At 37.5% G+C, this 12,146-nt stretch carries 11 protein-coding genes; 5 read left to right on the forward strand and 6 right to left on the reverse strand.

Translation table 11 applies throughout. The features are described 5' to 3' along the window. Positions 1-7: 7 nt before the first annotated feature. The 6 genes from HUV91_RS14365 to ispH form a co-directional block, all read right to left on the reverse strand. Positions 8-3,904 (reverse strand): pilus assembly protein, encoded by a 3,897-nt coding sequence (locus tag HUV91_RS14365; RefSeq protein ID WP_174493851.1) that lies wholly within the window; start codon positions 3,902-3,904, stop codon positions 8-10. Positions 3,905-3,957: 53 nt separating this feature from the next. Next, positions 3,958-4,767, reverse strand: a complete 810-nt coding sequence (locus HUV91_RS14370; protein ID WP_174493852.1) for a pilus assembly protein — start codon at positions 4,765-4,767, stop codon at positions 3,958-3,960. After that, complete coding sequence (locus tag HUV91_RS14375) at positions 4,764-5,726, reverse strand: PilW family protein (RefSeq protein ID WP_174493853.1); 963 nt, start codon at positions 5,724-5,726, stop codon at positions 4,764-4,766. The genes HUV91_RS14370 and HUV91_RS14375 overlap by 4 nt, the downstream gene beginning before the upstream one ends. Positions 5,727-5,728: 2 nt before the next feature. Next, positions 5,729-6,268 carry a type IV pilus modification protein PilV gene (pilV, locus tag HUV91_RS14380; protein ID WP_174493854.1) on the reverse strand — a complete coding sequence of 180 codons (540 nt, stop codon included), beginning with the start codon at positions 6,266-6,268 and terminating at the stop codon, positions 5,729-5,731. Next, positions 6,268-6,705 (reverse strand): pilus assembly FimT family protein, encoded by a 438-nt coding sequence (locus HUV91_RS14385; RefSeq protein WP_174493855.1) that lies wholly within the window; start codon positions 6,703-6,705, stop codon positions 6,268-6,270. The genes pilV and HUV91_RS14385 overlap by 1 nt, the downstream gene beginning before the upstream one ends. Positions 6,706-6,841: 136 nt before the next feature. Continuing rightward, positions 6,842-7,792 (reverse strand): 4-hydroxy-3-methylbut-2-enyl diphosphate reductase, encoded by a 951-nt coding sequence (gene ispH / locus HUV91_RS14390; RefSeq protein ID WP_174493856.1) that lies wholly within the window; start codon positions 7,790-7,792, stop codon positions 6,842-6,844. A 134-nt stretch (positions 7,793-7,926) separates the two neighbouring features. Here ispH and gmk point away from each other — a divergent pair, with 134 nt between their 5' ends. From gmk to HUV91_RS14415, 5 genes are all read left to right on the forward strand, one after another. Continuing rightward, positions 7,927-8,550 (forward strand): guanylate kinase, encoded by a 624-nt coding sequence (gene gmk / locus HUV91_RS14395; protein ID WP_130072229.1) that lies wholly within the window; start codon positions 7,927-7,929, stop codon positions 8,548-8,550. 84 nt (positions 8,551-8,634) lie between these two features. Then, a complete protein-coding gene (gene rpoZ, locus HUV91_RS14400; RefSeq protein WP_065993767.1) occupies positions 8,635-8,916 on the forward strand; it encodes a DNA-directed RNA polymerase subunit omega in 282 nt (93 codons plus the stop codon). 200 nt (positions 8,917-9,116) lie between these two features. Further along, positions 9,117-11,219 carry a RelA/SpoT family protein gene (locus HUV91_RS14405; RefSeq protein WP_174493857.1) on the forward strand — a complete coding sequence of 701 codons (2,103 nt, stop codon included), beginning with the start codon at positions 9,117-9,119 and terminating at the stop codon, positions 11,217-11,219. A 76-nt stretch (positions 11,220-11,295) separates the two neighbouring features. After that, a complete protein-coding gene (locus HUV91_RS14410) occupies positions 11,296-11,679 on the forward strand; it encodes a RidA family protein (protein ID WP_111859199.1) in 384 nt (127 codons plus the stop codon). A gap of 172 nt (positions 11,680-11,851) precedes the next feature. Further along, complete coding sequence (locus tag HUV91_RS14415; RefSeq protein ID WP_130072231.1) at positions 11,852-12,046, forward strand: bacterioferritin-associated ferredoxin; 195 nt, start codon at positions 11,852-11,854, stop codon at positions 12,044-12,046. Positions 12,047-12,146 lie beyond the last annotated feature (100 nt).

Below are 12,146 nucleotides of genomic sequence, written 5' to 3' on the forward strand. Positions count from 1 at the left end.
TTTTCACCTATTTAGCATACCAATTCATTGGTTTTGTTTGGGCGATACATTTCCATTCGCCCGTACCTTGAAGATTATCTGCCAACTGTAAACCACCACAATTTCCATCTGAATCTTTTGGTGCAAATGTACTTCCTAAAATCCCCTGCCCGACAGGTGGGCTAACAGTCTCGCCAGAGACCTTATCTGAGTCTCGTCCTGGACGATAACCTGTTTTATTTTCTACAGTATTGTTAAGTGTTACATTCGTACCAGTTCCTGTTATACAGACACCAAATGGCAAACAATAATATTGACGGTAAGTTTCTCCAATAACTCGAACCTGACATGGATCTGGATTTGGATTAATAATTTCGCTTTCTGGATCATAAACTGTCGCGACCAAAGTGTTAGCTATCGCAATTAATGGTTCAAAAGCTTTAATCCCACCTAATTGTCGATAACTATTATTTGCTCTTTCTGTGCCTTGCGAATTACTCGATAAAGAACGATACCAACCATAACGAGTTGCTGTCGTTACCGTAGCCACATAAGGAATGAGTTGATTCTTTAATGTAGAAAAATTACTATTTCGAACAACAACTTGAGGATTTTGTATAAGACTTGCTAAAGTCAAATCTTTAATCGCTAATGCATAATCAATTGCATAATTTGTATTTAAATCTTTTTTCAGAGCATCCGTATCCATAATGGCATAAATATTATTTGCCAATTGACCCGTTAATGCCGCAGGTACTGATGATGGACGTGCACGCCCTAAAGGTGCAACATCTAATGGTGAACTACGATCACCAGATGCAGCCGTCATTAATACAAACCTTTTCCCTTGCTCACGATGCATGGTTAATGTAGGTGCTTCATAAAAACGTGGATTATTGCCATTCGTAATATTTGTACCTGCTGCATTTGTCGCTAAATTTGCAACTTTAACAACACGTACACCAAAACTTTCATTATTTGATGTTTTATTTTTATTATTTAAATCAACACGGAAAACTTGCCCTCCAAGATCTCCAAAATATAAATGATCTACTAAGCCATCAGCATCTGTATCTAATGTAGAGATATCACTTACAATACTATGTTTCATATCTGCATTATTTTTATCCGCATTCGTATTACTCACCCAGAATAAGCGGTCTCCTGTTTCAGCATCAACAACATAAACTGCATTACCTTTTGCCTCTGTTCTGTTTGAACATTGTGCTTGGAAAGTCGGACTTTTTGATGCATCTGCTGTGTAATCTGTACCAAGTTTAAATCGTGGATCTTCATAACATGTGTCATAACCACCACTAATAAACATAACTCGCTTAATCACACCATTAATTCGAATATTCCCTAGTACCGGTTTCGACCAAGATTGCCCCATACGACTATATGCCGATTGATCAGCACTAATTCTAAATAAAAACTTCGGTGAAGTTTTTGTCGTAATATCTAGGCCGTAGTAACTACTACCACCCATACGTAAACCGCCATACACATACATTTTCTCAGCAACAATCTTTGTTACAGCGGTATCCCCTGAACCCACCTGCTCATATTTATATGTTGGATCAGCGACCCAAGCCGCATCTGTGCCTGCTGCAACACCGACTGTAGATGTTTCATCCTTTTTCAAAGCCAAAGATTGCACAGGGTCAGATAAAATATCCGATGGAATAAATGCAAATTGTTCCGCTCCAGTATCTGCATCTACTAAATGTAGCCCCCCCTCCATTGTTCCAAATAAGATTGATTGACTACGTGCAGACTGTAATTCACCATCACTATTTAACACCCCTGCATAAGTGACTTGCACGGGTAGTGAATGAGAAATCCCTCCTAAGCTATTCCATTCTTTTCCTTGTTCTTGCAAAGGCACAGTGGTTAAATCTGTTGGTAAAGCAGTATCATTTAAATCAATTTTAAAACCTAAATAGTTAAGTATTTTACGTTTTAATAAATTAGTAAATTTTGAGGTTACTGCATTTTCATTTAGATTTGTTATTGTCGTTGCTAAAGTAGAGTTTGCCACTTCTGGTAAACGCAATAAATTAGCCCCTTTAGATAATTGGGAAGTTAAATTATCATTCGTATCTAATTTAAAATTGGTATAAAGATTACGTACTTGAGTTGGTGCACTAACAATCGGCATTGGGATGTTTTTATAAGCACCACCTTTATAGACACTTCCTCCTTCATCAGCACCTACATTTCCCCAAAGATCATTAATCCCTGTATTAAACTTACCTTTATTATCTAATACTAATGAAGAGGTGGTGGATGTACCTTCAGCTAAAGCACCATTCACAATATCATATTTTTTTAAATTCCCAGCCCACAATACATCTGTGCTACCTGGTCTTGGCTGAAATGCTCGAACATAACCATACGATGTAACTCCCGTTGGATTTAAATCATCAATAGGTACAGACCAAGCACCTGTCGTTAATGGCTCAATTGTTCCTGTATCTAAATTATTTAAAGCAGCCAATACACTATTTGTAACATCTACAGCATCTTTTGCTTGGAAAAATCCACCATTACCAAAACCAGTCATACTATTCCGAAATATTGTATTTGGTTTTTCGGTTTTATCCTTATTATAGAATGAACAATCATCACCCTCTTTAGCTGAACCAAGCTGACATGCATTACGTGTGTCTACTGACAAACTCGCAGACATCGCTCCTTCAAACTCTTTACCGAAACCAACGAAAGCTGTCTGAATTGGGCGCTGCTTAGGGTTAGTTTCTGCATATAGGCTTCTTGCAAAAGCCCCCATACACTTCCAACCACTACCCGAATGACTATTTGTTAAACTATTAGAGACATCACATGAAAAAGAGCTTTGATTTAATGCTTTTGCCATGATTGCATTTGAACGAGGATCAGTTGTATTATTTGGCTGCCCATCGGATAAAATATATACCCCCTGACCATCACAAGTTGCTGCTGTTTCTGGCAAAGGACTATTATACGCAGTCCCTCCAGTATTCTTACTCGTACTTATAGACTTTGCAAAACCAGAATCGCTAGAAGAACTAATACTATCATTCGTCCCTACGCTCTTTTGATAAAGCCTTTTGTTCCAAGTAGCATCACCATATTGTCTTAAATAAGTATATCCCGAAGGTACTGCTTGATACACATATGACCCCCAACTACTGAGGCATGTTTCACCATCTGCTCTATCACATAGCCTATAAGCAACATAAGAATTATTTGATGCTGAATACCAAGCTTCAATTAAAGGTTTATTTACAAAATTATATATAGGATTTGTTGTTGTTGTACCCAATAAATAAGCTGCTGCTTCAGCATAAGCATGTGAAGTTGGCGTTGACCATCCTGCAGACAACGCAGCAATTGCTTTTTTTAGATCCTTACGATGATCTGAGTTAATAGCACCTAAAGGTTTTGCTGGTACTTTAATAACTCCGGATACACTATCTTCCGCAGAGTAATAACCCAAGCCGATATAGGCTTTTTCCAATTTTGGATCTGCACTATTTAATAATGCAAACATACCGTCTTTTAATCGAGATAGTCGATCATAATATTTTCTTGGGTTATTAGGCTGTTCACAGTAAACCTGCGTATATGAGATATCAGGAAAAATACGATCTGTTTCTGTTCTAGTACTAAATTTAGTTTTTCCCGTACCTCCTACAGCGCTACAGGTATTGAAGGTAAAAATATCACCATAATCTGCAACAATTGCATTATTACCAAGATCATCAGCCACCATCCCCATACTACCCGAGCGGTCTAGCATCATAATTAATGTTTTTTGACCTGCTGTACCAGGACCTGCATAAATTTGTAAATCTGATGCTTGCAGTAAAGATGGTACTGTAACTAAGATGCTACTACTCATCATTACTTTTAATAGGTAACTTAGATATGTTTTTTTCATTTCCATTCTCCACCTTCCGGCTAGTGAGAAAATCTATTTAATTAAAATATGCTTTATTCAGGTTTAGAAACTTCGATGAGCGTATTTGCCAATACAAATTCTTGCGTTTGCGATACCACCGGAATTCCATAATCAGATATACAATCTTTTAAAGTTCGTAATGATGGATGTTCAGTATTATCATTTAATCTTGGTTTAGATGTACTTAAACACTCACTTTGGACTGTGCTTATAGAAGCAGTTGAATATGCAGGTAACATCGAAGTTGTAGTAATCCTTACACGTTGACTACCTGTAATTTGTGCACCTAAATGAGCTGCTCCACTTGCATTAGTTCCTTCGGGTAAATATTCACCTTTCTCTGTCTCACCGGCACTCTCTGTAATCAATGAAATTGCAACTTGAGTCACAACACCTGTTCTTGCGCTCCCAAAATCGGCATTCAGATCACAAAAACTACTATTTGTACCAGAAATTAAACGCATAACATCACTTGTAATGGCTGTTCCCGTCGTACTATAGGGTGAGATTTGCGCAACATTATTAATAGGGGCAAAATTTTTCTGTGATTGTGGACGATAACAAAATATATATTCTCGATCGGGCAAACTATTATTAATCGCTAAACCCACTACATTATCCAAACGTCGCAATACCACAGGTGACTTATTACGAATAATATATAAAGGTAAATCTGATGACTGAGTAAGTAGCTGACGTACTTGACTATTGCTTGCAATTCGTAAACTTGTTATAGAATATTTTACTGCCAATGCACCGATTCCTGTGACTAAAAGTAAAATAATCATAATTGTAATCAGTGTCATACCTTTTTGTTGTGCTAATGATTGGGTAGTTCTCATATTTTATCTCCCAAAGCATTACGCAAAGCTATTGTAGTGACATATACATTGCGTACAAATTTATTCGTTACACCTTTTGTAGTTGGTGTATTTAAAGTGACGGCTCTTCCGAAAATTTCATATGTCGATAGCGTAATGGGTGCTGTTCTCACTTCATTTTGTGATCGAATTAGCACTGCCATTTTAATCATTTCAATCGAAGGTACTTCCTGAGCAGGTTGTGCATTTCTTGCTGCTGCGGCTGCTGCTATATATTCATCTACTGTATAATAACGATAATTATTACCTGTACGTGCACCCAAGAGAAAACCAAAATAATCTACATTAGGAATAATAATTTCACCTATGTTAGTCGTCCCAAACCCTGTCAAAAACGTCGGGTTTGCATTTGGAATATCTAATGGAGTATTTGCTACACAGGCTAAACCTAAGCTTGTAATATTTGTATCATGATCCGTTTTATTATTCTCTTGACGTAAGAAGTATCTCTGTACAACTCTATCGCCTTTGCGAACATTCTCACCTACGCAATTTTGCATATCTGTTGGTGCAACAAATTGTATTGTTAATTGATCACTCGCAAGACTTACATTACTTAAACCACTAGATCTCGTGACAATTGTATTTGCAAAAGCAGTTGTCGCATTTGCATTACCTATAGCCAAATTAATATTGGTTTGTGTGGGCAAACCTGTTGTAAAAACAACTCCCCCTTTTACAGTTTGATCATTTAAGTTTCGATTTTCGACATTACCATAATTCGCCAACCTCACATGATTTGCTATATATTCGAGACCAAAAATTCCCCCATCCTGAACTTGTGCTACACTTTCTTGTAAACGAGAATTTTTCAAACTGTTTAAAAAAATAGCTAAGCCAGCAGCTACAATTAATAAGCCTAGTGCAATAGCAACCATCAACTCAACTAATGTGAAACCTTTTTGTTTTTTAATTATCATTTTTAATAGCTCTCCATCATCAAGCAGTTTGAAGAAGCAACATAAACACCTGTATTACTCATACAGCTAGTCACATTTAAATTTGCTGCAGTTCCAGTCAGTGTCGTATCTTTCCAAACACTAAAAATACATAAACGTCTATCTGCAACAGGTGTATTTGTAGCAATTCCTGGACAAGTTGCTATACCTAAACTCAACCCCTGTATAGCCGCTTGTCGTGCTATGGCATAGGACTCAAAAGTTGAAAGTTGTGCAGGAGTACAAACCGTAGTATTGCAATTTACTGTCGCTGTTGGTTTTGAAGATGCCAAAAGATAAGTATTTACATCAGTCACATAATTTGCTTTAGCTGTATTATTTACACGAATACTTTCAGAGAGTGACTGCATTAAATGCACAGCTTGTGTTTTAAAAACAGAATCTTGAGAAGCTTCAATAGCTCTGACTTGTAAAGCAACAAAACCCAGAACTGCAATAACCAAAATAACCAAAGCAACTATTACTTCTATTAATCCAACACCTTTTTGTATTTGTAAATTCATCAACATGTCCCCTCAGCCAACGTAGTAATAGAGCCCATACGAGTAAGCTGTAAACGCCTAGAAATACCTAAATCTGCATGACAAATAGAAAAAGACATCGTGGTCTGATTAAAGTTTTTTACACCTCCAGTTGGCTCAAAAACAATATTCGTTACACTCCCACTTTCTAAAGAAACTTCGCTTATATTAGAATTCCAATTCAGTAAAGTAGCTGTATTAGCATCATTAGAATTGAGTTTTAACTCAACATCTTGTCGTATATTCACTGCCTGACTTCTTGCATCAGTTATTGCAAGTGAAAGCTCTCTAAAGGCTGTATCTAATTGTCGTTGCTTAATTGTATTCACAAAAGATGGCATAGCCAGTGCAGCAATAATCGCTAAAACAGCAAGCGTAACCATAAGCTCTATTAAGGTGAATCCCCTGTTTTTTTGCATTCTTCCTTCACCGACAAAACTTTATTATTATCTATATTTTATTAACAATTTATACAAAACCAATACATAGTAGACAAATGGCACAAAAAAACCGATAACTGTTTAACAATTATCGGCAATAAAGGTGAGTTAAATTCTAAGCCTGTGTAACTTGAATTCTTAATTCTTTAGGTAAACTAAACGTAATATTTTCTTCACGCCCATCTAATTCTTGTGGTGCTTCTGCGCCCCAGTCCTGTAAACGTTGAATAACCTGCTTAATTAAAATTTCTGGTGCCGATGCGCCTGCCGTCACACCAATTTTCTCAATGCCAGCAAACCATTCTTTTTTTAACTCATCTGCATTGTCAACTAAATACGCATGTTTCCCCATACGTTGTGCCAACTCACGTAAACGGTTAGAGTTGGATGAGTTTGGTGAACCCACCACAAGTACAACATCACATTGCTGTGCCAAATCTCGAACAGCATCTTGACGATTTTGTGTGGCATAACAAATGTCGTCTTTGCGTGGCCCTTGAATATTGGGGAATTTTCCACGCAATGCATCAATTACTTTTGCTGTATCGTCAATGGATAAAGTCGTTTGAGTAACAAATGCAACTTTATTCGGATTTTGTACCTGTAGAGACTCAACGTCGTCTTCATCTTCAACCAGATAAATATGTCCACCTTTTTTAGTGTCATATTGTCCCATTGTCCCTTCAACCTCAGGATGTCCTTCATGACCAATCAGAATCGCTTCCGTACCTTCACGTGCGTACTTGGTCACTTCAATATGAACCTTGGTAACTAAGGGACAAGTTGCATCAAAGACTTTTAAGCCACGGCGCTCAGCTTCTTGTTGTACAGCCTTAGATACGCCATGTGCACTAAAAATAACAATATTATTATCAGGGACTTCATCAAGCTCATCAACAAAGATTGCGCCTCGCTGACGCAAATCATCCACGACAAATTTGTTATGTACCACTTCATGACGGACATAAATCGGCGGGTTAAAACATTCAAGTGCACGATTGACGATCGCAATTGCACGGTCTACACCTGCACAAAAACCACGTGGATTGGCCAATACAATTTTCATAACACCCTCAAGGCTCACTCAAAGTTTCAATAAAATTTATTCAGAAAATGACAAACAATATTCAAAAGCTATTTTGTTTGTGCGCACTCTACTCTAAAATAGAGAAGATATTTTATCATATCAGGAAAAATATCATGTCGGGTCTATTGTTTGTCGTTTCTGCTGCATCAGGAACAGGCAAAACATCTCTCGTGAAAGCCCTGCTTGAGCGTGTAAGTAATTTGCACGTTTCTGTTTCTCATACTACACGTGGTCAACGTGTGGGTGAACTCGAAGGCGTTCATTACCATTTCACCAGTAAAGAAATTTTTCTTGAGCAGGTCAATCAAGGCGGTTTCATCGAATATGCTGAAGTTTTTGGTAATTATTATGGTACGTCTCAAGCGACTGTACGAGAACAACTCACCAAAGGACATGATGTTTTACTTGAAATTGATTGGCAAGGTGCTGAGCAAGTTCGTAAACTTTTTCCTGAATCAAAACAAATTTTTATTCTGCCTCCTACGCAGTTTGATTTACGTCAACGCTTGTCAAATCGTGGCACAGACTCGGTAGAAGTGATTGAGCATCGCTTAAGCTGCGCCGTAGAAGATATGCAACAATATGTCAATTTTGATTATATTATTATCAATGATGACTTTAATAAAGCACTGCATGACCTTGAATCTGTGATCAATGCCAATCGCCTTAAACTCAGTCAACAAGCAAATCGTCATCAAGCTTTAATTGAGAAATTAATTACACCTGAACCTAAATGAGTGTGTGATTAAACTTGAGTATAAAGTTAAAGCATTTTATACTTAACAGTCTATTTAAAAATTTACATTCATACGAGAACTCTTATGGCACGCGTAACCGTTGAAGATTGTTTAGACCATGTAGACAACCGCTTTGAGCTTGTACTAGTGGCAAGCAAACGCGCGCGTCAATTGGCACGTCAAGGCATTGAACCAACTTTAGAGTGGGACAATGACAAACCGACTGTTGTTGCTTTACGTGAAATTGCAGCAGGACATGTAACCAAAGACATTTTGAAACAACGTGATCAAGACTATCAAACCTCAAGTCTTGACCTTGCACTTTCAGTGAATAACTTAAACTTAGAAGGCTTTTCTTTCCAATAAGTTGAGCTTTCTAAAAAAGCCTAGTATTTACTAGGCTTTTTTATTGCAATTTATTTAGATAAGTAATCGACAAAATTCAAAATATTTGTTAAAAAAAATAAAGGTTTTTATTTTTTAAAATTGACAACTCATTCAATATGCTTTTCATTAAAGCATTGACGAAATATCCCTTGATTTTGTAATACGGAAATAGGTGTTCTATGCCAGGCCAAGTGGTCAGCCAAGCCAAGCAACAGCTCAATATTATTATCGACGCTTATTTAAAACCAAGCGAAGTCGAGCAAGTGCTTACGGCATGCGATTATGCAGACATCGCACATGATGGTGTGACTCGCAAAAGTGGTGAACCCTATATTCTTCATCCGATTGCGGTCAGTTGTATTTTGGCACACATGCGCATGGATGCAGAAACATTAATGGCAGCACTCTTACATGACGTCATTGAAGATACAGATTTTAGCAAAGAGGATATTGCAGAAAAATTCGGTCGTGTTGTTGCTGAACTCGTAGATGGTGTGACCAAACTCAGCCATTCAAGTGATAAAGAATACAATAAAGCAGCTTCTTTCCGAAAAATATTGCAAGCCACCTTACAAGACCCACGTGTCATTATTATTAAATTAGCAGACCGTTATCATAATATGACGACGTTAGGTTCATTACGCCCAGATAAACGTGCACGTATTGCTCAAGAAACTTTTGATGTATTTGTACCCATGGCACGTCTTGTTGGTATGAATGAGATGGCGGATAACTTAGAACATTTATGCTATCAAAATCTTGATCTTGACATGTATAATGATGTGCAAGCATCACTCCTTACAACTAAGCCTGAACGCTGTAAATATCAAACCACATGGGAACAAAATCTAGCAGACTTATTGCATACCTATAGCATTCAAGGTCGTATCAAAAAGAAAAATAATAATATTGAATTACTTCGTCACTTTGTTAAAAATGAAATTGATTTACAAGAACTAACACATAGTCATGCCTTTGAAATTATTTTACAAAGTATTGCCGATTGTGACCGCTTGGTTGAAGCATTACGTGAAAATTTCCAAGTATTACATTACGAAGATCATATTCGTTATCCACTCCCAGGTGGAAATCAGTCCTTAATGCTACGCTTAAAAGGTGAAAAAACCACCTTATCACTGACCATTCAAACGGAGCTCATGCGTAAAGCTGCTCGTTTCGGCGTTGTGTTAGGAGAAAATGCACCGCAAGCGTGTCGTTCAGCCATCCAAGCCTCCATGAAAAATTTAAATATTTTGGTGGATGGGGATTGTGCCAAAACAACGTTTAACGACTTATTAGATTATTTACACCAAGAAAAAATTTGGGTGTACACGCCACATGGTCAACTGCATGAACTACCACAAGGTGCAACAGCAGTCGACTTCGCCTATTCTGCCAGTTTATTTTTAGGCAACCATGCCGTAGGTGCAAAAATTAATGGTGAGATTAAACCACTTTCTACACCACTACAAAGCGGTCAAGTCATTGAAGTCATCACCGATGTATTAGCAACACCTAATCCAGATTGGCTTAGTTTTATCAATACACAAAAAGCACGCCGTGCAATTCAACATATTTTAAAAGATCAAGATATTGAAGAACAACGTCTTGTCGGTCAGCAAGCACTAAATCGCGCATTAAAACTATTTAATCTTTCTGTTAAAGATCTCGCTGAGTCTGATTGGATCGATTTATTACAATGGCGACATGTCAGTAGTAAAGAAGCCCTATATGAGCAAATCGCAGTGGGCGACTTACTACCACAACTGGTGGCCAACCATCTCTTTGCCCAAGATCAAGAAGATAACGCCGCGTCTGAGCGCCTCATTCAAGGCACGGAAGGTGTCGATGTTAAATACGCACATTGCTGCAATCCTGTACTCGGCGACCCAATTCAAGGGCATATTTCACGCCGTGGTTTGATTGTGCATCGTTCACGTTGTCACAACCTATTGCACGAGCAACATTTACATCCTGAAAATATCATGCCATTGCACTGGAACTCTGAAACCGAAGATGACATCAACTTTAGCGCTTATTTAAGTATAGATTTAATTTTAAATGACGAACAAATTTCAGAATTGATTTATTTATGTCGAAAACTCAAAACTGGCGTTGAATCTGTACAAAGTCGAGATGAAAAAACTTTTGTCAATATTGTTGTTAAAGACCGCAAACAAATTGCACAAATTATTCGTGAAATTCGAATGTTGTTTGGCTTCCCACGGGTCACACGTTTAGCCATGCCGCTCGCAAGCCCACAAGTTTCTAAAGCGTGTTAATCAGATAAACCGATATACCTTTCGAGAATATCATTCATCCGATATGATGGATTGAATTGAAAAATAGGAGAAATTGATGTCCCGCCAAGTGATTCATACTGAAAATGCCCCTGCTGCGATCGGTACTTACTCTCAAGCCATTCTTGTTGGCAACACACTTTATCTCTCAGGTCAAATTGGTTTAGATCCATACAGCATGGAACTCGTAGAAGGTATTGAAGCACAAATTCGCCGTGTATTTGATAACTTAAAAGCCGTTTGTGAAGCTGCGGGCGGTTCTCTTGCTGACATCGCAAAACTCAATATTTTCTTAACTGATTTGTCTCATTTCCAATTGGTCAATCAAATTATGGGTGAATATTTTGCACAACCTTATCCAGCACGTGCTGCACTCGGTGTTGCAAGCCTGCCTAAAAATGCTTTGGTTGAGATGGACGGCATTGTGATTATTGAAAAATAATTTATAGAAATATCAAAAATTTAAATCCCAATTAAAATACCACCGATCAAGTGGTATTTTTTTATCCAAAAACTCAATGAACAAAATATCGATATTTAAATGAATTTCATTGACAAACGATAATAATTATCAATAATATCAATTATCGCATTTAAACCTGTGGTTGATTCTCATGTACGTTTGCTTATGTCGTGGTATTACCGATCAAGATATTAAAGATGCCATGGCAAATGGTGCTGAAAGCTATCGTGAAGTTCGTGAATTATTGGACTTAGGGACATGCTGTGGGCGTTGTGCACCTGAAGCAAAAAGTATTATTAATGAAGAATTAGCCCTAATTGCTGCACGAATTTCTGTCGCTGCTTAACTACTTTTTGCTATTTAAATAACCATAATAATCCATCATGATCATCTTCCTCCCCCGCTTCGACTCAAAGCGGGTTTCTTTTTAATTCTTTTTGATCTTA

This window comes from Acinetobacter sp. Marseille-Q1623 (genome assembly GCF_902809895.1).
GTDB classification, from domain to species: domain Bacteria; phylum Pseudomonadota; class Gammaproteobacteria; order Pseudomonadales; family Moraxellaceae; genus Acinetobacter; species Acinetobacter piscicola_A.

Coding starts and splice junctions, on each gene's coding strand:
- HUV91_RS14415 (WP_130072231.1), top strand. CDS start 11,852: ATGTACGTTTGCTTATGTCGTGGTATTACCGATCAAGATATTAAAGAT.
- HUV91_RS14370 (WP_174493852.1), bottom strand. CDS start 4,767: ATGAGAACTACCCAATCATTAGCACAACAAAAAGGTATGACACTGATT.
- HUV91_RS14375 (WP_174493853.1), bottom strand. CDS start 5,726: ATGATAATTAAAAAACAAAAAGGTTTCACATTAGTTGAGTTGATGGTT.
- HUV91_RS14410 (WP_111859199.1), top strand. CDS start 11,296: ATGTCCCGCCAAGTGATTCATACTGAAAATGCCCCTGCTGCGATCGGT.
- gmk (WP_130072229.1), top strand. CDS start 7,927: ATGTCGGGTCTATTGTTTGTCGTTTCTGCTGCATCAGGAACAGGCAAA.
- HUV91_RS14365 (WP_174493851.1), bottom strand. CDS start 3,904: ATGAAAAAAACATATCTAAGTTACCTATTAAAAGTAATGATGAGTAGT.
- rpoZ (WP_065993767.1), top strand. CDS start 8,635: ATGGCACGCGTAACCGTTGAAGATTGTTTAGACCATGTAGACAACCGC.
- HUV91_RS14405 (WP_174493857.1), top strand. CDS start 9,117: ATGCCAGGCCAAGTGGTCAGCCAAGCCAAGCAACAGCTCAATATTATT.
- ispH (WP_174493856.1), bottom strand. CDS start 7,792: ATGAAAATTGTATTGGCCAATCCACGTGGTTTTTGTGCAGGTGTAGAC.
- HUV91_RS14385 (WP_174493855.1), bottom strand. CDS start 6,705: ATGCAAAAAAACAGGGGATTCACCTTAATAGAGCTTATGGTTACGCTT.
- pilV (WP_174493854.1), bottom strand. CDS start 6,268: ATGAATTTACAAATACAAAAAGGTGTTGGATTAATAGAAGTAATAGTT.